This is a genomic window from Streptomyces purpurogeneiscleroticus, assembly GCF_020024005.1.
GTDB classification, from domain to species: Bacteria; Actinomycetota; Actinomycetes; order Streptomycetales; family Streptomycetaceae; genus Streptomyces; species Streptomyces purpurogeneiscleroticus.
Genome location: NZ_NHSG01000368.1, coordinates 1 through 20,872, shown reverse-complemented (window position 1 = coordinate 20,872; position 20,872 = coordinate 1). Strand labels below are relative to the sequence as shown.

Below are 20,872 nucleotides of genomic sequence, written 5' to 3'. Positions count from 1 at the left end.
ACCATGGCACTCACCCAGCACGACATCGACCGTGAAGTGGCCGAGCTGCAGGACGCGTACGACAAGGCGCGGGCCGGCGGCGCGCCCGCCGCGCACCACCCGCCGCGCGACTACGCCCCGTACCGCTCCAGCGCGCTGCGCCACCCCAAGCAGCCGCTGGTCGCGGTGCACGGCGACCCGGAGACCGTCGAGCTGTCCGGCCCGGCCTTCGGCAACACCGACGTCACCGCCCTCGACAACGACCTCACCAGGCAGCACACGGGCGAGCCGCTCGGCGAGCGGATCACCGTCTCCGGGCGGCTGCTGGACGGCCGCGGCCGTCCCGTGCGCGGCCAGCTCGTCGAGGTGTGGCAGGCCAACGCCTCGGGCCGGTACGCCCACCAGCGCGATGACCACCCCGCGCCGCTGGACCCCAACTTCACGGGTGTGGGGCGGGTGCTGACCGGCGACGACGGCAGCTACTCCTTCACCACCATCAAGCCCGGCGCCTACCCCTGGCGGAACCACACCAACGCCTGGCGCCCCGCCCACATCCACTTCTCCCTCTTCGGCGACGCGTTCACCCAGCGCCTGGTCACGCAGATGTACTTCCCGAACGACCCGCTGTTCCCGTACGACCCGATCCTGCGCTCGGTGACCGACGAGTCGGCCCGGCAGCGGCTGATCGCCACCTACGACCACGACCTGTCCCAGCCGGAGTTCTCGCTGGGCTACCGCTGGGACATCGTCCTGGACGGTCCGTCCGCCACCTGGATCGAGGAGGGCCGCTGATGTCCGAGCAGCACACCCCCGCGCTCGCCCCCACGCCGTCGCACACCGTCGGCCCCTTCTACGGGTACGCGCTGCCCTTCCCCGACGGCGGCGAGATCGCCCCCGCCGGGCACCCGGACACGATCACCGTGCACGGATATGTGTACGACGGTGCCGGTGAGCCCGTCCCGGACGCGCTGCTGGAGTTCTGGCAGGCAGCCCCCGACGGCTCGCTCACCGGAGCGCCCGGCTCGCTCCGCCGCGACCCGGTGACCGGCGGCTACTACGGCCGCAACGGCGTGGACTTCACCGGCTTCGGCCGGGTGCCCACCGACGCCGACGGCCACTACGCGATCCGCACGCTGCCGCCCGGCGGCGCGCCGTACCTCTCCGTCTGCGTCTTCGCGCGCGGCCTGCTGCACCACCTCTTCACCCGCGCCTACCTCGACGAACCCGCCGGCGACACGCTGCTGTCGGGTCTGGAGCCCGCGCGGCGGGAGACTCTTCTCGCCAGGGCCGAGGCGGACAAGCACCGCACGTACCGCTTCGACATCCACCTCCAGGGCGACAAGGAGACGGTCTTCCTTGCCTTCGACTGACCCCATCGAGGGATCCGTCGCCGGGCCGGACGACGTGGGGCTGCTCGCCCCCGTCCGGGCCGGTTCGGCCGCCGAGGCCGCGACCGGAGACGCCGCGTTCCTCCAGGCCATGCTGGACGCGGAGGCCGCGCTCACCCGGGCGCAGGCCGCGCTCGGCGAGGCCCCGGCGGCCGCGGCCGACGCGGTGACGGCCGCGGCCCGCGCCGGCCGGTTCGACGTGCGCGACCTCGCGCTGCGTGCCCGCTCCGGCGGCAACCCGGTGATCCCGCTGGTCGCGGACCTCACGGCGGCCGTGAAGGAGAGCGCGCCGGACACCGCCGCGTACGTCCACCGGGGCGCCACCAGCCAGGACATCTGGGACACCGCCGCGATGCTGGTCGCGCGGCGGACGGTGGCGCCGGTACTGGGTGACCTGGACCGTACGGCGACCGCGCTGTACGGGCTGGCGGAGGCGCACCGCGACACGGTCATGCCGGGCCGCACCCTCACCCAGCACGCCGTGCCGACCACCTTCGGGCTGAAGGCGGCGGGCTGGCGGGCGCTGGTCCTGGACGCTTATGAGCGGCTGGCCGCGGTCCGGCTGCCGGCCCAGCTGGGCGGCGCGGCCGGGACGCTGGCCGCGTTCGGCGCGCTGTCGGAGACGTTCGCGCCGGAGGACGGGGAGCGGCTGATCGCCGCGTACGCGGTGGAGACCGGGCTCGACGAGCCGACGATCCCCTGGCACACGCTGCGGACGCCCGTCGCCGACCTGGCGTCGGCGCTCGCCTTCGCCGTCGGCGCGCTCGGCAAGATCGCCGCGGATGTGCTGGTGCTCTCCCGTACCGAGTGCGGCGAGGTCGCCGAGGGCAGCGGCGGGGGCTCGTCCGCGATGCCGCACAAGGCCAACCCCGTGCGCGCCACCCTCATCGCCGCTGCGGCGCGCCAGGCTCCCGGGCTCGCCGCGACCGTACTGGGCTCGCTGGCCGCCGAGGACGAGCGACCGGCCGGGGCCTGGCACGCCGAATGGCAGCCGCTGCGCGAGCTGCTGCGGCTGGCCGGCGGCGCCGCCGAGCAGGCCGCCGGGCTGGCGGAGGGCCTGCGCGTGTTCCCCGACCGGATGCGCGCCGACCTCATGCGGACCAAGGGGCTGATGGCCGCCGAGCGGCTGTCCGCCGCGCTCGCGCCGGTACTCGGACGGCAGGCCGCCAAGGCCGCGCTGACCCGCGCCTCCCGCACCGCCGTCGAGGAGGACCGCACGCTGGCCGACGTGCTGCGGGCCGACCCGGAGGTGTCCGGCGCGCTGCCCCCGGAGGAGCTGGCCGCGCTGGCCGACCCGGCCGCGTACACCGGCTCCGCCGCCGTCCTCACCGCCCGCGCGCTGCGCCGGCCGGGACCAACGGGCGCCTGACCGCCGCCCCGCCGGGCACCCGCTCCCCATCCGTACCCGTACCCGTAACTCCCCCGAGGAGGCCCGCACATGACCGAGCTCCCCCACCACCGGCTCGACGGACCGCAGGACGCGCCGCCGCTGATCCTCGGCCCGTCCATCGGCACCTCGCTCGACGTCTGGGAGCCGCAGCTGGCGGCCCTGACCCGGACCCACCGCGTGCTGCGCTGGGACCTGCCGGGGCACGGCGGTTCGGCGGCCGGGCTGGTGCCCGCCGAGGCGACCATGGCCGACCTGGCCCGGCTCGTGCTGCGGCTGGCCGACGCGCAGGGCTGGGACACCTTCGCGTACGCCGGGATCTCCATCGGCGGCGCGGTCGGCCTGACGCTGGCCGCCGACCACCCCGAGCGGCTGACCCGGCTGGCCGTGGTGTGCTCCTCGGCGCACTTCGGCGGCTCGGAGACCTGGCGGGAGCGGGCCGCGCTGGTCCGCAAGGACGGCACGGAGGCGATGGCGGCCAGCCGTCCGGGCACCTGGTTCGCGCCCGAGTTCGCCGCGGCGCACCGCGGGCAGGCGCTGATCAAGGACCTGCTGGACACCGACCCGGCCGGCTACGCCGCCTGCTGCGAGGCGCTGGCCTCGTACGACGTCCGGGACCGGCTCTCCGGCATCACCGTGCCCACGCTGGTCGTCGCCGGCCGCGAGGACCCGGCGACGCCGCCCGCGCACGCCCGCGAGATCGCCGACGGCATCCCGGGCGCGAGCCTCACCGAGGTCGCGGACGCCCACCACCTCGCGGGCGTGGACCGGCCGGGCCCGGTGACCGCCGCGCTGGCCGCGCACTTCACGCCCGGCCCGGACGCGGGCGCCGAACCGGCCGAGGCACCCACCGACGACGCGGGCCGGCACGCCGCCGGCATGGCCGTCCGCCGCGCCGTCCTCGGCAACGCGCACGTGGACCGCGCCGAGGCCGGGAAGACCCCATTCACGGCCCGCTTCCAGGACTTCATCACCCGCTACGCCTGGGGCGAGATCTGGACCGGCGACACCCTGGACCGCCGCACCCGCAGCTGCATCACGCTGACCGCGCTGATCGCCCACGGCCACCACGCCGAACTGGCCATGCACGTACGGGCCGCGGTACGCAACGGCCTCACCCCCGAGGAGATCGGCGAGGTCCTGATGCAGAGCGCCATCTACTGCGGCGTCCCGGCCGCCAACGCCGCCTTCGGCATCGCACAGGAGGTGCTCGCCGAGCTGGAGTGACCTGCGCGGCGGGGGTGCGTACAGCCCCGGCCGGAATGATCCCCCGCGCGTTTCATGTTGTTGCCATGCGTGCATCACACCGGTGCGGCAGAGTGGTCGCCGCACCGGGTCGATCATCGAGCGCTGGGGGACAGCAGGCATGACGGACATCGGCAGACGGCGGCTGTTGGCGGCCGGCGGCGGTATCGCGCTCACCGGCGCACTGGCGGCCTGCGGCTCCAACACCGGCCGGAGCGGCGGAGGTTCGGGCCCGGAGCTGAGCCAGTGGTACCACCAGTACGGTGAGCCCGGCACCGAGCAGGCGGTGAAACGGTACGCCGATGCGTACGACAAGGCGCAGGTCACCGTCCAGTGGCGGCCCGGCGACTACGACCGGCAGACCGCGGCCGCCCTGCTGACCGACTCCGGGCCCGACGTCTTCGAGGTCAACGGCCCGACGCTGGACCAGATCCGCGGCGGCCAGGTCGTCGATCTGACCTCCGCCGTCGAGCCCGTCAAGGACGACTTCAATCAGGCCGTCCTCGCGCCGAAGATCTGGCAGGACAAGATCTGGTCGATCCCGCAGGTCATCGACATGCAGCTGCTCTACTACCGCAAGAGCCTGCTGAAGGACGCCGGGGTGCGGCCGCCCCGCACGCTCGACGAACTGGTCGACGCCGCCCGCGAGTTGACCGCCAAGGGCAAGAAGAACAAGGTCAAGGGGCTGTTCCTGGGGAACGACGGCGGCGCGGGCGCGCTCGGCGGCACCCCGCTGTACGCCGCCGGGCTGTCCATCGTCACCGAGGACGGCAAGGTCGGCTTCGACGACCCGGCCGCCGCGCGGACGCTCGGGAAGATCCATGAGCTGTACGCCGACAAGTCCCTCCTCCTCGGCGCGCCCACCGACTGGTCCGACCCGGACGCGCTCACCCAGGGCCTGACCGCGATGCAGTGGTCGGGGCTGTGGGCGCTGCCGGAGGTGAAGAAGGCGCTGGGGGACGACTTCGGGGTGCTGCCGTTCCCGAAGGACGGCTCCGGCGGCAAGAACGCGGTGCCGGTCGGCGCGTACGGCTCGGCGGTCAGCGCGCGCAGCAAGCACAAGAGGGAGGCGGTGACCTTCGCGAAGTGGCTGTGGATCGACCGCACGGACTACCAGCGCGACTTCGCGCTCTCCTACGGCTTCCACATCCCGGCCCGGCTCTCCCTCGCCGAAAAGGCGAAGGAGCTGCGCGCGGGCGCGGCCGCCGACGCCGTCGCGTACGCCACCGATCTCGGCTATGCCGAGCCGCTGCTGTGGACCACCGCCGCGAAGACCGCCTACCAGGACGCGGTCAGCCGCATCATCAAGGACGGCGCGAACCCGGAGACGGAGCTGAAGACGGTCGTACGGAAGACCGAGGCCGAGCTGGACCGGGTCAAGAAGAAGTGATCCGCACGCTGCTGGGCCCCCAGAACCGGAATCTGTGGTTCTGGGTGTTCGTCGGTCCGTTCGCGGTCGGGCTGGCCCTGTTCACGTACGTGCCGCTGCTGTGGAGCGTCTGGCTCAGCTTCTTCGACGCGCACAACACCGTGACGCCGACGAAGTTCGTCGGACTGGACAACTACGTCGCGATGCTGGGCGACGACGCGTTCCTGAGCAGCCTGGGGACGTTCCTGCTGTTCTCGGCGTTCATCGTGCCGGCGACGTATGTGCTGTCGCTGGGGCTGGCGCTGATGGTGAACCGGGTGCGGTTCGCGCAGGCGTTCTTCCGGTCGGTCTTCTTCCTGCCGACCGCGTGCAGCTATGTCGTCGCGTCGCTGGTGTGGAAGCTGTCGATCTTCAACGGGGTACGGTTCGGGCTGGTCAACACCGTGCTGGGGTGGTTCGGCGCGGACCAGACGGCGTGGCTGTCGACGACCGATCCGCCCTGGTACTGGCTGGTGATCGTCACCGTACGGCTCTGGCTCCAGGCCGGCTTCTACATGATCCTCTTCCTGGCCGGGCTGCAGCGGATCTCCCCGCGGCTGTACGAGGCGGCCGCGGTGGACGGCGCGAAGCCCGGCTGGCAGACGTTCCGGCACATCACCTTCCCGCAGCTGCGGGCGACTTCGGTGGCCGTCGTCCTGCTCCTCGTCATCAACGCCTTCCAGGCGTTCGACGAGTTCTACAACCTGCTCTCCGACGCCCGCGGGTATCCGCCGTACGCCCGGCCGCCGCTGGTCTACCTGTACTACATCGCGCTCGGCAGCGAGCAGAACCTCGGGCTCGGCAGCGCGGGCGCGGTGATCCTCGCGCTGATCATCGCGGTGGCGACCATCGTCCAGGCCCGCTGGTTCGGGCTGGGCCGCAAGGAGGACTGACCGGTGGACCAGGCACTCATCCGGGCGGGCCGGGCCCTGCGGCTGGTCCTGCTGATCGCCCTCGCGCTGCTCTTCCTGATCCCGTTCTACCTGCTGCTGCGCAACGGGCTGGCGACCGAGGCGGACATCACCGCGCCGGACTGGACGTTCTTCCCGCGCTCGCTGCAGTGGGGCAACATCGCCGAGCTGTCCGCGGACCCGAATCTGCCGATGGCGCGGGCGCTGCTGAACTCCACGGTGATCGCGGTGGCCACGACGCTGGGCACGCTGCTGCTGGCCTCGCTGGCCGGGTACGGCCTGGCCCGCATTCCGTACCGGCACGCGAACGCGGTCTTCTACGCGATCCTCGGCACGCTCATGGTCCCGGCCGCGGTCACCTTCGTGCCCAGCTTCGTGCTGGTCTCCTCCCTCGGCTGGATCTCGACGCTGCGCGGCCTGATCATTCCCACCCTTTTCTCCGCTTTTGCGTGCTTCATCTTCCGGCAGTACTTCCTCGGCTTCCCGCGCGAGCTGGAGGACGCGGCGCGGGTGGACGGGCTGGGGTACTGGCGGACGTACTGGCGCGTGGTGGTGCCGAACTCGCGGCCGGTGTTCGCGGCGGTCGGCACGATCGTCTTCATCGGGGCGTGGAACGCCTTCCTGTGGCCGCTGGTGATCGGCCAGGACCGGGAGGCGTGGACGGTGCAGGTGGCGCTGTCGACGTTCACCACCGCGCAGAACGTCAATCTCCACGAGCTGTTCCTCGCGGCCGCGGTCTCGATCCTGCCGCTGATCCTGGTGTTCTTCCTGCTCCAGCGGTACATCGTCGCGGGGGTGGAGCGGACAGGCATCGACGATTGATGTACGGTGCCAGCATGATGGCGCGACCGACCTCCCGTGAGCAGGAGCCGCAGTTCTGCGGCCCCCGCGGTGAGTGCGCGCCCCGCGGTCTCAGCTTCCTGAGCCGCCGTGGCCGGGTGGGTTCTCCCCCGGTCTGTTCCTGCCGCTGAGCCGTTCGCTCCGGCTTTCTCCCCCTTTTTCCCTTTTCTCACCCTTCTCCTTCCTGCACACCTCTGTCTCTTCAGGAGGATCAGATGACGGCCATCGCCGTACCCACCGCCCCTGCCCTGCGCGACCACCGCATCCCCGCCGACGGCCTCTACGAAGGCGTACGCGTCCTGAACCGGCTGCCCGAAGGCTGGGAGGACCGGCCGTACGAGCGCTTCGAGGTCGTACCGCAGGGCCGCACCATCGGCGCCGAGATCCGCGGCGTGGACCTGTCCCGGCCGCTGGGCGACGCGCTCCGCGCCGAGCTGAACCGGGCCCTGCTGGAGTGGAAGGTGCTCTTCTTCCGCGGCGCGCACCTGACCTCCGGCGCGCAGGCCGCGTTCGCCCGCAACTGGGGTGAGCTGGAGACCAATCCGCTGCTGGCGCGCGGGGCCAGCGAGGAGGTGGTGCGGTTCGACAAGAAGGACCCCACGGCCCCCACCTTCGAGAACGTCTGGCACACGGACGTGACCTTCCGGGAGCGGCCCGCGCTGGGCGCGGTGCTCCAGCTGCGCGAGGTGCCGCCGTTCGGCGGGGACACGATGTGGGCGGACATGGCGGCCGCGTACGACAACCTGCCGCAGGAGGTGAAGGACCGCATCCACGGCGCCCGCGCCGTGCACGACTTCATCCCCGGCTTCTCGCGCTTCTACCCGGCCGAGCGGCTCGCCCCGCTCCAGGAGCAGTTCCCGCCGGTCGAGCACCCGGTGGTGCGCCGCCACCCGGAGACGGGCCGGAAGATGCTCTTCGTCAACACCTCCTTCACCACCCGCATCGTCGGCTGGGACCGGGCGGAGAGCGACCGGATGCTGCGGCTGCTGTTCCAGCAGGCCCATGTGCCGGAGTACCAGGTGCGGTTCCGCTGGCAGGCGGGCGACGTGGCGTTCTGGGACAACCGGGCGACGCAGCACTATGCGGTGGCCGACTACGCCCCGCACGGGCGGGTCGCCGAGCGGGTCGCGATCGCGGGCGACCGGCCGCAGTAGGACTGTGCGGCCTCAGCAGGACTGTCCGGCCTCCCGTTACCGCTTGTTGAGGCCACGTCAACTCGGGCCTCTTACGGTGCAGTTCGCGTCACCCCGGCCGCCGCCCGGCGGCCGGGGTCTCACGACACACGTGGAGTGACCGTGGAACGTCGTACTTTCCTGCGCGGGGCCGTCATCGGCGCCTCGGCGGCCGCCTTCGGCGGGACCCTGATGCCCGGTGCCGCGTACGCGGCCCCCGCCCAGCCGGGCTCCGGCCCGTACGGTGCGCTCGGCGCCGCGGACGCCAACGGCATCCAGCTGCCCGCCGGTTTCACCAGCCGGGTCATCGCCCGGTCCGGCCGGCAGGTGGGCAGCACCGGCTACACCTGGCACAACGCCCCCGACGGCGGTGCCTGCTTCGCCGACGGCACGGGCTGGATCTACGTCTCCAACTCGGAGATCAATCCGGGCGGCGGCGTCAGCGCGGTGAAGTTCGGCGCGACCGGCGCGATCACCGGCGCGTACCGCATCCTGTCCAACACCCGGCAGAACTGCGCGGGCGGCAGAACGCCGTGGAACACCTGGCTCTCCTGCGAGGAGGTCTCGCTCGGCGCGGTGTACGAGACGGACCCGTTCGGGGCGAAGGCGGCCGTCCGCCGGGACGCGCTCGGCAAGTTCAAGCACGAGGCGGCCGCGGCCGACCCGGTGCGCAAGGTGATCTATCTGACCGAGGACGAGTCGGACGGCTGTCTGTACCGCTTCGTGCCGACCACCTGGGGCGATCTGTCGGCCGGGCAGCTCCAGGTGCTGGTCGCGGGGACCGCCACCTCCGGCTCTTTCAGCTGGGCGAATGTGCCCGACCCGGACGGTTCGCCGGCCACCACCCGTACCCAGGTCTCCGGCGCCAAGCACTTCAACGGCGGCGAGGGCTGTCACTACGCCAACGACACGGTGTGGTTCACCACCAAGGGCGACAACCGCCTCTGGCAGCTGAACCTGGCGAACAACACGTACGAGCTGGCGTACGACGACTCGCTGGTCAGCGGCGGCAACGCGCCGCTGACCGGAGTCGACAACGTCACCGGCGCGTCCTCCGGCGACCTCTACGTCGCCGAGGACGGCGGCAACATGGAGATCTGCGTCATCACGCCGGACGACGTCGTGGCACCGTTCCTGCGGATCAACGGCCAGTCGGGCTCCGAGATCACCGGCCCGGCGTTCTCGCCGGACGGCAAGCGGCTGTACTTCTCCAGCCAGCGCGGCACGACCGGCAGCTCGTCCGGCGGCATCACCTACGAGGTCACGGGGCCGTTCCGGGCGTAGCCGCCGGTACCGGATCCGCCGGGGCGCCGCCGCGTATGAGGGCGGCGCCCAAGGGCGTGAGGGTGTGCAGTACCGCATTGCCCTGGCGCAGGGTGACCAGCAGTCCGGCCTCCCGCAGCACGGTCGCGTGCTGGCTCGCGGAGGCCAGCGACACCTCGGCGCGCCGGGCCAGTTCGCTGGTGGTGCAGCCGCCGCCGATGCCGCGCAGGATCGCGGAGCGGGTGCGGCCGACGAGCCTGCCGAGCGAACGGCCCGGCGCCGCGGGGGCCGTGGGGCGCGGCGCCTGGTGCTCGACGGGGTAGACCAGGACGGGTGTGAGCTCCGGGTCGAGCAGGGTGACCGGGGTGCGGCGGCAGAAGAACGACGGGACCAGCAGCAGCCCGCGCCCGTCCAGCCGTAGATCGCGGTCGACCGGATAGTCCGTCTCCAGGACGGGCGGGCGCCAGCGCATCATCGGCGGCAGCGAGCCGAGCAGCCGGTCGGCGCCGCCGTCCAGCAGGGCCCGGCCGCGGCTCGCCCGGTCCGCTTCGATACGGGCCTGGAGGTGCGGCCAGTACGGCGCGATGGCCGCGTCGTGGTAGTGCCGCAGGACGCCGGCCAGCCGGTGCAGCGGCCGGGTGTCGCCCTGGGCGAGGTCGCGCACCCACGGCTGGGGCGGGCGGCCCTCGGTCAGCCGGGTGAGATCCCGGTGCAATCGGGGGGCCGGTGTCGCCTTGAGCGCGGCGAGTGCGTCATCGATTCCGAGCAGTCCCTCGGGGGGCGTCAGGAAATCGGGAAAATATCCCTTGGTAGGGATCAGCGGGGCGAGATAACGTGTTTCACCATTCAACCGGGAGCGGGTTTCCGTACGCCATTCGTTCAGGGCCGTACCACCCTGCCGGTCGCGAAGTCGGTGAAAACTTAAAACGGTCTCCCAGAGCACATCAGGGCGTGCGGCAATCCGCACGCGGGCCAGATCCGGTCCACTGAAATGGACGCGCAGCACCGAAACCCCACCATCGCCATCCGTTGTCGGCCCCCGAGCACCTGAGTATGCACACGGCCACGTGGGGTTACCACGTCCTTTTGGCCAGACTTGAAAAGGGTCGCGTCGGAGGCGAACTCCCGGAATGCTGTTGCTCAATTCGGTGGCGATACGGATGGCACGGATTGCTCGGACCCGTGGGGGGTGACGAGTCATCACCGGCCGTCCCGCTACCCGCCGAAGGCCGCCGCCCGGGCCGAGCTGGCGGCGGCAGCTCCCGAGGGGGGAGTCCGGAAAAGGCGAGGGCGGCACCTCCGCACAGGTGCCGCCCTCGTTTCAGCGATCCGGAGCCGCCCACAGGCTGAGGGTCGGGGGCCCATACAGCGGCTCCGGTCGTCCGCGGCCGGCGAGCCGGCCGTTGTACCGCCTGCCGACCGGTGTTTCGTGCACCGGCCGGCAGACGCGCTCAGGGGGTCAGGTCTGTGCCCGCGCCCCGGCTCGGGTCAGCGGCTGTCGCTGCCCTTGGACTCCGCCGCCGCGCGGCCCGCCTCCAGGCGCGCCACGGGGATGCGGAACGGCGAGCAGGACACGTAGTCCAGGCCCACCTCGTGGAAGAAGTGCACCGACTCGGGGTCGCCGCCGTGCTCGCCGCACACGCCGAGCTTGAGGTCGGGGCGGGTGGCCCGGCCGGCCTCGGCGGCGTTCCGTACGAGCGAGCCCACGCCGTCCTTGTCGATCGTCTCGAACGGGCTGACGCCGAAGATGCCCTTCTCCAGGTACGCGGTGAAGAAGCTGGCCTCCACGTCGTCCCGGGAGAAGCCCCACACGGTCTGCGTGAGGTCGTTCGTGCCGAAGGAGAAGAAGTCGGCGGACTCGGCGATCTGCCCGGCGGTGAGGGCCGCACGGGGCAGCTCGATCATCGTGCCGAGGCTGAGCCCCAGGTCCACGCCGCGGGCGCGCTCGACCTCGGCGATGATCTGCTCGGCCTCCTCGCGGACGATCTCCAGCTCCTGGACGGTGCCCACCAGCGGGATCATGATCTCCGCACGCGGGTCGCCGTTGGCGGCCCGGCGGTCGGCCGCGGCCTCCGCGATCGCCCGTACCTGCATGGCGAACAGGCCGGGGATGACCAGGCCGAGGCGGACGCCGCGCAGACCCAGCATCGGGTTCTGCTCGTGCAGCCGGTGCACGGCCTGGAGGAGCCGCAGGTCGTTCTCGTTGGAGTCCTTGCGGGACTCGGCGAGCGCGACGCGCACCGACAGCTCGGTGATGTCGGGCAGGAACTCGTGCAGCGGCGGATCCAGCAGCCGCACCGTCACCGGCAGCCCGTCCATCGACTCGAAGAGCTCGACGAAGTCGCCCTTCTGGAGCGGCAGCAGCTCGGCGAGGGCCGCCTCGCGCTCCTCGCCGGTGTCCGCGAGGATCAGCCGCTCGACCATCTCGCGCCGCTCACCGAGGAACATGTGCTCGGTGCGGCACAGGCCGATGCCCTGGGCGCCGAACCGGCGGGCGCGCGCGGCGTCCTCGGCGTTGTCGGCGTTGGCGCGTACCCGCAGCCGGCGCACCCGGTCCGCGTACGCCATGACCCGGTGCACGGCCTTGACCAGCTCGTCGGCGTCATCGGCACCGGCGTGCATCCGGCCCTCGAAGTACTCGACGACCGGGGACGGGACGACCGGGACCTCACCGAGGTAGACCTTGCCGGTCGAGCCGTCGATGGAGACGACGTCGCCCTCCTCGATGACCACGCCGCCGGGCGCGGTCAGGCAGCGCCGCTTGGTGTCGACCTCCAGCTCCTCGGCGCCGCAGACACAGGTCTTGCCCATGCCGCGGGCGACGACGGCCGCGTGCGAGGTCTTGCCGCCGCGCGAGGTCAGGATGCCCTCGGCGGCGATCATGCCGTTGAGGTCGTCGGGGTTGGTCTCGCGGCGGATCAGGATGACCTTCTCGCCCGAACGCGACCACTTCACCGCGGTGTACGAGTCGAAGACGGCCTTGCCGACGGCCGCGCCCGGCGAGGCGGCGATGCCGCGGCCGAGCAGCTCGGTCTTCGCCTTCTCGTCGAAGCGCGGGAACATCAGCTGCGCGAGCTGCGCGCCGTTGACCCGCTGCAGCGCCTCGGCCTCGTCGATCAGGCCCTGGTCGACCAGCTGGGTCGCGATACGGAAGGCCGCACCGGCGGTCCGCTTGCCGACGCGGGTCTGCAGCATCCACAGCTTGCCGCGCTCGATGGTGAACTCGATGTCGCACAGGTCCTTGTAGTGCGTTTCGAGCGTCTCCATGATCTGCATCAGCTCGTCGTACGACTTCTTGTCGAGCTGCTCCAGCTCCGCGAGCGGAACGGTGTTGCGGATACCGGCGACGACGTCCTCGCCCTGCGCGTTCTGCAGGTAGTCGCCGTACACGCCCTGGTGGCCGCTGGCGGGGTCGCGGGTGAAGGCGACGCCGGTACCGGAGTCCGGGCCGAGGTTGCCGAAGACCATCGAGCAGACGTTGACCGCCGTGCCGAGGTCGCCCGGGATGCGCTCCTGGCGCCGGTACAGCTTGGCCCGGTCGGTGTTCCACGAGTCGAAGACCGCGCGGACCGCGAGGTCCATCTGCTCGCGCGGGTCCTGCGGGAAGTCGCGGCCCGTCTCCTTGGAGACGATCTCCTTGAACTGGCCGACCAGCTTCTTCATGTCGGCCGCGTCCAGCTCGACGTCGACCTTGACGCCCTTGGCCTTCTTGGCCTCGTCCAGCGACTCCTCGAAGAGGTCACCGTCCACGCCGAGCACGGTCTTACCGAACATCTGGATGAGGCGGCGGTACGAGTCCCACGCGAAGCGCTCGGAACCGGCCTGCTCCGCGAGGCCGTTCACCGACTCGTCCGAGAGCCCGATGTTCAGCACGGTGTCCATCATGCCGGGCATCGAGAACTTCGCACCGGAACGGACCGATACGAGCAGCGGGTTGTCCGCCTGCCCGAGCTTCTTGCCCATCTGGCGCTCCAGCGCGTCCAGATGCGCGGTGACCTCGGCACGCAGTGCCGCTGGCTCCTCGCCGCTCTCCAGGTACTCCTTGCACGCCTCGGTGGTGATGGTGAAACCGGGCGGGACGGGAAGTCCCAGATTGGTCATCTCGGCGAGGTTCGCACCCTTCCCGCCGAGCAGATCCTTCAGGTCCTTGTTGCCCTCGGTGAAGTCGTAGACGAACTTCACCGCGTCGGCGGACGGGGATACGTGGGGATCTTGTGTTTCCGACACGGGACTGACTCCTCGCGGACGGGCTGCCCTGACGGCGAGGAACATACCCAGATCGAAGGCGCATGGGTACGTCCACTCGGTCGACATACGCCCGTAACCCGGCGTCAGCCAACAGATCGAAAGTTGCCTATGTCGGCCTCATGCATTCATCTTCTGAACTCATGACTCCGAAAGGTGCGGGTGATCATGGCCGGTTCCGCACGGAGCGCGACGGTTCTCTTGATCACTTGAACTCAAGACTCATGGCACCCAGTGCCAGCTTTGGAGACATAGAACCCCGATGAATCGCTCATCTGAGCGCGACCCTTATCAAGGGTGGCGAGAATCACGCGCCGCGAGGCCCTCCGATCCCACGATTCGGACCCGCCGGCGGACACGTAACACCGCTGTCACCCCGCCGCCGCGACCCGCTCCAGGAAGGCGTCCACGAGCGCGTACGCCCGCTCCCGCGCCTCGGGAAGTGCCGCCCGCACCTCCTTGACCAGCGCATCGGGGTCGGCGCCGAGCGACTCCGCGACACCCGTGTCATCGCCGTCGAACCAGGCCCGCAGCACCTCCGGCGTCAGCTCCGGATGGAACTGCACCCCCAGCGACCGCCCGCAGACGAACGCCTGCGACGCGACCTCGTTGCGCGCGAGTTCGCGGAGCGGCAGACCGGCGCCACCCTCGTCCGGTACGGCCTCCGGGAGCAGCCACCGGTCCCCGTGGAACTGGAACCACGGCCCCGGCCCGACCAGCTCCGGCTCGTCCGCCTCGACCTCCGTCCAGCCGAGCTCGAAGCGCGGGGCGCGCTCAATTGAGCCCCCGAGCGAGGCGGCCAGCAGCTGCCCGCCGAAGCAGATGCCGAGCACGGGTATGCCCCACCGCCGCGCGTCCCGCAGCAGGTCCAGCTCCGCCCGTATCCACTCGTTCATGCGATTCACCGACCAGGGCGCGCCGAGCGACAGGATCAGGTCATATTCGGCGGCCGCCGGAAACCGGGGCTCGACGTCCGGAGTCGCGTACCGCTCGGCGGGGACCACGAGCAGTTCGTCGAGCGCGTATCCGCGCTGCGCCAGCCGGTCGCCGACATGGCCGGCGGCGGAGAGGTGGTCGTGGGCGATGACCAGGGCGCGCTTCGTCATGGAGACCTCGTTCGGTTCGGGACCTGCGGCCGCGCGCCGTTCCGGCACCGGCCTCTTGTGTCGTTTGATCTCAAACAATAACGTCGGACGGCACCGGAGAACCCTCGCCGACCGACCTGGAGGCACTGTGCCGTCCCCCCGCATGCTGCTCGTCCTCAGCGAGAACTGGACCATGACCGGCGGCCGCTGCGACCTGGAAGCGCTGATCCGCTGGGCCCGCGAGGCCGAGGACGCGGGCTTCGACTCGGTCATGCTCAGCGAGCACCTTGTCCTCGGCCCCGACTCCGGCGCACTCGGCGTGATGCCCAACCCCCGCGAGTACGCGCTCCCCGGCAACCAGGACCCGGGCACCCCCTGGCCCAACTCGATCGTCCTGCTCAGCGCCATCGCGGCCGTGACCGCACGCCTGCGGCTGGTCGCCGGCGCGATCCTCGCCCCGCTCCGCCACCCGCTCGTCCTCGCCAAGGAGCTGGCCACCCTGGACCTGCTCAGCAAGGGGCGGCTGGTCGTCCTGCCGACGGTGAGCTGGAGCCGGGACGAGTACGCGGCGCTGGGCGTACCGTTCGGGAAGCGCGGCAAGCTGCTGGACGAGCACCTTGCGGCGTGGGAAACGCTCTGGCGCCCCTCCCCCGCGACGTACGAGGGCGAGCACTACGCCTTCTCCGACGTCCACCTGGAGCCCAAACCGTACCGGCCCGGCGGCCCGGAGCTGTGGTTCGGGGGCGGCTCGCTGCACGGACCACTGCTGCGCCGCCTGGTCCGCTACGGCCACGGCTTCAACCCACTGGGCCGGCCGGCCCCCGAGGAGCTGGAGAAGCTGCGCGCGGCGATGGCGGAGGCCGGCCGCTCGATGGACGAGCTGGAGATGATCGGCGGTACGCGGGCGGTGTTCCCCGGCCCGGACGCGGTCGCCGACCTGGGCCGCGCGCTGGAGAGCGTGCCGGAGCAGATGGCGCAGGGCTTCGGCACGTTCTGCATCAAGCCGTCGCAGTTCACCGACGACCCGCAGGACGTCGGCCGCTTCTGCCGCGAGGTGATGCGGCGGGTGGAGCGGCTGACGTCCTGAGGGGCCGTACTGAGGGCTCGTGCTGCGGGGCCGTGTGCGGTGAGCGGTGGCGGCTCAGTGGCCGCGGGCGATCCACTCCTCCAGGTGCGGGGCCTCGTCGCCGATGGTGGTGCTGTCGCCGTGGCCGGTGAACACCTTCGTCTGCGGCGGCAGGCCGAGCAGCCGTTCCTTGATCGACTCGACGATGGTCGGGAAGTCGGAGAACGACCGGCCGGTCGCGCCGGGGCCGCCCGCGAACAGGGTGTCCCCGGTGAACACGGCCTCCAGCGCCGGCGCGTACAGGCAGACCGCGCCGGGCGCGTGCCCCGGCGTGTGCAGCACGGTGAGCTCCGTACCGGCGACCGTGAAGACCTGCCCGTCCTCCAGCTCACCGTCCGGCAGCCGCTCGGGGTGGGTCAGCTTCCACAGCGGCCAGTCGTCCGGGTGCAGCAGGACCGGGGAGGCGGCCCGGTCCGCGAGTTCCGGCGCGGCGTCGATGTGGTCGTTGTGCGCGTGCGTGGAGATGATCGCCAGCAGGCGACGGTCCCCGACGGCACCCAGGATGGCCTCGGCGTCGTGCGCGGCGTCGATGACGACTGCTTCCTTGTCGTCCCCGATGATCCACACGTTGTTGTCGACGTCCCAGGTACCGCCGTCGAGGGAGAACGTCCCGGAGGTGACCAGGTGCTCGATGCGCGCCGCCATCACAGCACCACCACCGAGCGGAGAACGTCGCCTTCGTGCATCCGCGCGAACGCCTTCTCCACGTCGCCGATGCCGATCGTCTCGGTCACGAACGCGCCGAGGTCGATCCGTCCCTGCTGGTGCAGATCGACCAGCATCGGGAAGTCACGGGAGGGCAGGCAGTCGCCGTACCAGGACGACTTGAGGGCCCCGCCGCGCCCGAAGACGTCCAGCAGCGGCAGCTCCAGCGTCATCTCCGGCGTCGGCACGCCCACCAGGACCACCGTCCCGGCCAGGTCACGGGCGTAGAACGCCTGCTTGTACGTCTCCGGACGGCCCACCGCCTCGATGACCACATCCGCGCCGAAGCCGCCGGTCAGCTCGCGGATCGCCTCGACCGGGTCCGCGGCCTTGGAGTTCACCGTGTGCGTGGCGCCGATCGTCTCGGCGGTCGCCAGCTTCCGGTCGTCGATGTCCACCGCGATGATTTTCGCGGCACCGGCGAGCCGGGCTCCCGCGATCGCCGCGTCACCGACCCCACCACAGCCGATCACCGCAACCGAGTCGCCCCGCCCGACATTGCCGGTATTGATCGCCGCACCGATACCCGCCATCACACCGCAGCCCAGCAACCCCGCCACCGCAGGCGAGACACCCGGGTCCACCTTCGTGCACTGCCCCGCCGCCACCAGCGTCTTCTCCGCGAACGCGCCAATGCCGAGGGCGGGCGACAGCTCGGTGCCATCCGTCAGCGTCATCTTCTGCTTGGCGTTGTGCGTATCGAAGCAGTACTGCGGACGCCCCCGCAGACACGCCCGACACTGCCCACACACCGCACGCCAATTCAGAACGACAAAGTCGCCGGGCTCCACATCCGTAACGCCCTCACCGACCGATTCCACGACACCAGCGGCCTCGTGCCCCAGCAGGAACGGAAACTCATCGTTGATCCCGCCCTGCTTGTAATGCAGATCCGTATGGCACACCCCGCACGCCTGGATCTGCACGACCGCCTCACCGGGGCCGGGATCCGGGATCACGATCGTCTCCACCCGTACCGGCTCGTTCTTCCCCGGTGCGATGACTCCGCGTACTTCCTGCGCCATGGGAGCAGCCTTTCGCCACGTCAGTTCGCTGGGACGGGACTCCTGTCCTGCCCGCCCGGGACCACCCTCGCGCTCGCGCGGGTACCGCGTCCAACATCCAGTTCTGATCGCATTCATCGCTTGTCGTGCTCAATGGAAGCCAGCAGCGCCTCGGCCGCGGGCGAGAGCCGGCCGCTGCGGGGCACGGCGATGCCCACGTTCCACACCGTGTCGGCGGCGAGCGGCACCGAGGCGAGCCCGCGCGCCTGGTCCTTGTGCGTGACCGGGCGGGGCACGACCGCCACGCCCATCCCGCGCGCGACCAGGTCGAGGAGCGTGTAGACGTCGTTGACCTCCATCGCCACCGTGCGGCGCGTGCCCGCGGCGGCGAACAGCGCGTCGGCGGCCCGCCGGGCGCCCCAGTCGCGGTGCAGGTCCACGAAGACCTCGCCGGCGAGTGCTTGGGGAGCGAGCGGTTGCGGGGCCGGGGCCGGGGAGACGAGCGGCTGCGGGCCGGAGGTGGCGAGCGGCTGCGGGCCGGAGGTGACGAGCGGTTGCGGGCCGGAGGCCGGCCCGACGGCCGGGGCGACGATGCCGTCGGCGGCCAGCGGGTGGTCCGGGCGGCACAGCAGCATCATCGGCTCGGTCGCCACGGGCCGGATGCGCACGCCCTCCTCGTGCCCTTCGTACACGACGAACGCCAGGTCCAGGGCGCCGCGACGGACCTCCCCCAGCAGGTGCGCCGAGCCGGACTGGACCATGTGGACCTCGACGCCGGGGTGGCGTCCGCGCAGGTCGGCCAGGAGCGAGACCGGGTCGACGATGCCCATGCACTGCTCGGTACCGACGGCGAGGGTGCCGGTGAAGAGGCCGCGTACGGCCGCAACCGCCTCCCGCGCCGCCGCGGCGCCGGCCAGCGTGCGGCGCGCCTCCACGAGGAAGGCCCGCCCCGCGGCGGTGAGCTGGACGCGGCGGGTGGTGCGGGCGAAGAGATCGGCGCCGAGTTCGCGTTCCAGGGCGCGTACGGAGGCGGAGAGGCCGGACTGGGCGATGTGCAGCCGTTCGGCGGCGCGCGTGAAGTGCTGTTCCTCGGAGACGGCGACGAAGTGTTCCAGGTGCCTGAGTTCCACGATTAAGCACTGTAGGTGCTGGGACCTCATGACGGAACGGGTTGCGCATGCCGCAGCGTACGGCACTCGGCGCCCCACCAAAATCCCCTGCCGCCCTCTTGCGCCTCCCCCGCACTCTCGCATTAAGTTTGACCCCAAACGAACGCCACCACAAGGAGCTGCCGTGCCCGCTCCCGCCGATCTCGTCCTCCTCAACGGCCAGGTCCTCACCCTCGACGCCGCGTTCCGTACGGCCGAGGCGGTCGCCGTGCGCGGCGGCGTCATCGCCGCCACCGGGACCACCGCCGAGCTGCGCCCGCTCATCGGCCCGCGTACGGAGGTCGTCGACCTCGCCGGCGGCACCGTCCTCCCCGGCATCAACGACTCGCACCTCCACGGCTGCGCGTTCGGCGCCACCCGCCCGCCGCTCGCCGTCGACGTCTCGGCCCCCGCCGTCTCCTCGCTCGCGGACATCCGGGAGGCCGTACGCGCCCAGGCGGACCGGCAGCCGCCCGGAACCTGGATCTTCGGCAACGGCTGGGACATCGGCTACCTCGACGAGTGCCGCAAGGACGGCGCCCGCACGCCCACCCGCTGGGACCTGGACGAGGTCTCCCCCGACCACCCGGTCCTCCTGTACGAGTTCTCCGGGCACACCGCCTGGCTCAACTCCCGCGCCCTGGCGGCGGCGGGCATCACCGAGGACACCGGCGTACCGCCCGGCGGCGTCATCGAGCGGCGCGCCGACGGCGCCCTCACCGGCATCCTCCGCGAGAGCGCCCAGGAGCTGGTCAACACCGTCATCCCGGCCATGACCGAGGCGGCCCGCGAGGCCGCGATCCGGGCCGCGATCGACGTCTGCCACGCCGAGGGCATCACCAGCTTCACCGAGCCGGGCCTCGGCCCCGGCGGCAAGAGCCTCTTTCTCGGCTCGGCCGACACCGCGACGCTGAAGGTGTACGCGCGAATGGCACGCGAGGGTCAACTCCGCGCCCGTGTCAGCGTCCTGCTCCTCCCCCTCGAAATGGGCGGCGCGGCCGCCGACCTCCCCGACCGCCTGGCCGCCCTCGAAGGACTCTGCGACGGCGCCGACCCCCGGCTCCTCTCCGTCCTCGGCGTCAAGCTCTTCGCCGACGGGGTACCGCCCAGCCGTACGGCCTGGATGTCCGAGGAGTACGCGACCGGCGGCGGCCACGGCAGCCTCTGCCTGCACGGCCACACCCACGCCCAGCGCGTCGGCGAACTCCGCGCGATCGTCCGCCAGGCGCATATCAGGGGTCACCAACTCGGCGTCCACATCACCGGCGACGCGGGCATCGACGCCGTCGTGGACGCCTTCGCCGCCGCCCAGCTCGACCACCCGCGCCCGGACGCCCGCCACTACATCATCCACGGCGACTTCGCGTCCCCCCGAGCCCTGGCCACCCTCGCGAAACACGGCTGGGGCGCCAACATGAACCCCGGCGTCAAGGACGCCATAGCCGACCTGATGGACACCGTCGTCGGCCCGGAACGCTCGGCGTACCAATGGCCCGTACGCAGCGCCGTCGACGCCGGCATCCCCGTCACGGCCAGCTCCGACGCCCCCATCACCTACCCGAACTGGCGCGCCGGCGTCTCCTCCATGCTCCTCCGCCGCTCCAAGGCCACCGGCCGCCCCAGCGGCCCCGACCAGTGCGTAGACCTCCAAACGGCCCTCCGCGCCTACACCACCTACGCCGCCCACCAGGACTTCGCCGAATCCTGGAAGGGCTCCTTGGAACCCACCAAATCCGCCGACCTCTGCGTCCTGGCAGGCGACCTCCTCCACACACCCCCGGAAGACATCCCCTCCCTCCCGATCACCATGACCGTCTTCAACGGCGAGATCGTCCACACCACCCACTGACCGCGCCGCGGCAGCACCACCACCAGACAAGGAGGCCGCAATGAGCCCCACGCTCGACAGCAGTTATGAGGACTGGGTGCGGGTCGCCCGAGGGATCGTGCCGTCGGGGCGGCATCG

General features: G+C 71.6%; 17 protein-coding genes. 11 read left to right on the top strand and 6 right to left on the bottom strand.

The window, feature by feature from the left end; all coding sequences use genetic code 11:
* Positions 1-3: 3 nt before the first annotated feature.
* From pcaH to CCS38_RS25910, 9 genes are all read left to right on the top strand, one after another.
* Positions 4-771 carry a protocatechuate 3,4-dioxygenase subunit beta gene (gene pcaH / locus CCS38_RS25950; protein WP_223735738.1) on the top strand — a complete coding sequence of 256 codons (768 nt, stop codon included), beginning with the start codon at positions 4-6 and terminating at the stop codon, positions 769-771.
* On the top strand, positions 771-1,349 hold the full coding sequence (gene pcaG / locus CCS38_RS25945; RefSeq protein WP_223735737.1) for a protocatechuate 3,4-dioxygenase subunit alpha: 579 nt from the start codon (positions 771-773) through the stop codon (positions 1,347-1,349). Before pcaH ends, pcaG begins: the two co-directional genes overlap by 1 nt.
* Positions 1,336-2,736, top strand: a complete 1,401-nt coding sequence (pcaB, locus tag CCS38_RS25940; RefSeq protein ID WP_223735736.1) for a 3-carboxy-cis,cis-muconate cycloisomerase — start codon at positions 1,336-1,338, stop codon at positions 2,734-2,736. The genes pcaG and pcaB overlap by 14 nt, the downstream gene beginning before the upstream one ends.
* Positions 2,737-2,805: 69 nt before the next feature.
* Positions 2,806-3,981 (top strand): bifunctional 3-oxoadipate enol-lactonase/4-carboxymuconolactone decarboxylase PcaDC, encoded by a 1,176-nt coding sequence (gene pcaDC, locus CCS38_RS25935; protein ID WP_223735735.1) that lies wholly within the window; start codon positions 2,806-2,808, stop codon positions 3,979-3,981.
* 139 nt (positions 3,982-4,120) lie between these two features.
* Entirely contained in the window at positions 4,121-5,389 is a 1,269-nt protein-coding gene (locus CCS38_RS25930; protein WP_223735794.1) for an ABC transporter substrate-binding protein, read from the top strand.
* Complete coding sequence (locus CCS38_RS25925; RefSeq protein ID WP_223735734.1) at positions 5,386-6,300, top strand: carbohydrate ABC transporter permease; 915 nt, start codon at positions 5,386-5,388, stop codon at positions 6,298-6,300. Before CCS38_RS25930 ends, CCS38_RS25925 begins: the two co-directional genes overlap by 4 nt.
* Positions 6,301-6,303: 3 nt before the next feature.
* Positions 6,304-7,140 carry a carbohydrate ABC transporter permease gene (locus tag CCS38_RS25920; protein ID WP_223735733.1) on the top strand — a complete coding sequence of 279 codons (837 nt, stop codon included), beginning with the start codon at positions 6,304-6,306 and terminating at the stop codon, positions 7,138-7,140.
* A 233-nt stretch (positions 7,141-7,373) separates the two neighbouring features.
* A complete protein-coding gene (locus CCS38_RS25915) occupies positions 7,374-8,312 on the top strand; it encodes a TauD/TfdA dioxygenase family protein (RefSeq protein ID WP_223735732.1) in 939 nt (312 codons plus the stop codon).
* 141 nt (positions 8,313-8,453) lie between these two features.
* Entirely contained in the window at positions 8,454-9,614 is a 1,161-nt protein-coding gene (locus CCS38_RS25910; protein WP_223735731.1) for an alkaline phosphatase PhoX, read from the top strand.
* Here CCS38_RS25910 and CCS38_RS25905 read toward each other — a convergent pair.
* From CCS38_RS25905 to CCS38_RS25895, 3 genes are all read right to left on the bottom strand, one after another.
* Positions 9,592-10,599: an ArsR/SmtB family transcription factor gene (locus CCS38_RS25905; RefSeq protein ID WP_223735730.1), complete on the bottom strand. Its 1,008-nt coding sequence runs from the start codon at positions 10,597-10,599 to the stop codon at positions 9,592-9,594. The genes CCS38_RS25910 and CCS38_RS25905 overlap by 23 nt on opposite strands.
* A 482-nt stretch (positions 10,600-11,081) precedes the next feature.
* Positions 11,082-13,865, bottom strand: a complete 2,784-nt coding sequence (gene ppdK, locus CCS38_RS25900) for a pyruvate, phosphate dikinase (RefSeq protein WP_223735729.1) — start codon at positions 13,863-13,865, stop codon at positions 11,082-11,084.
* Positions 13,866-14,209: 344 nt separating this feature from the next.
* A complete protein-coding gene (locus CCS38_RS25895) occupies positions 14,210-14,944 on the bottom strand; it encodes a type 1 glutamine amidotransferase (protein WP_223735728.1) in 735 nt (244 codons plus the stop codon).
* A 127-nt stretch (positions 14,945-15,071) separates the two neighbouring features.
* On the opposite strand from CCS38_RS25895, the gene CCS38_RS25890 reads away from it, so the two are divergent.
* Positions 15,072-16,010, top strand: a complete 939-nt coding sequence (locus CCS38_RS25890) for a TIGR03619 family F420-dependent LLM class oxidoreductase (protein WP_308050874.1) — start codon at positions 15,072-15,074, stop codon at positions 16,008-16,010.
* A gap of 54 nt (positions 16,011-16,064) precedes the next feature.
* On the opposite strand, the gene CCS38_RS25885 is transcribed toward CCS38_RS25890, so the two are convergent.
* The 3 genes from CCS38_RS25885 to CCS38_RS25875 all read right to left on the bottom strand — a co-directional run bounded on the left by CCS38_RS25885 (position 16,065) and on the right by CCS38_RS25875 (position 18,888).
* On the bottom strand, positions 16,065-16,694 hold the full coding sequence (locus CCS38_RS25885; RefSeq protein ID WP_223735727.1) for an MBL fold metallo-hydrolase: 630 nt from the start codon (positions 16,692-16,694) through the stop codon (positions 16,065-16,067).
* Complete coding sequence (locus tag CCS38_RS25880; RefSeq protein ID WP_223735726.1) at positions 16,694-17,779, bottom strand: S-(hydroxymethyl)mycothiol dehydrogenase; 1,086 nt, start codon at positions 17,777-17,779, stop codon at positions 16,694-16,696. Before CCS38_RS25880 ends, CCS38_RS25885 begins: the two co-directional genes overlap by 1 nt.
* Positions 17,780-17,892: 113 nt before the next feature.
* On the bottom strand, positions 17,893-18,888 hold the full coding sequence (locus CCS38_RS25875) for a LysR family transcriptional regulator (RefSeq protein ID WP_223735725.1): 996 nt from the start codon (positions 18,886-18,888) through the stop codon (positions 17,893-17,895).
* A 163-nt stretch (positions 18,889-19,051) separates the two neighbouring features.
* Between CCS38_RS25875 and CCS38_RS25870 the strand changes: the two genes are divergently transcribed.
* Positions 19,052-20,755 (top strand): amidohydrolase, encoded by a 1,704-nt coding sequence (locus CCS38_RS25870; protein WP_223735724.1) that lies wholly within the window; start codon positions 19,052-19,054, stop codon positions 20,753-20,755.
* Positions 20,756-20,872 lie beyond the last annotated feature (117 nt).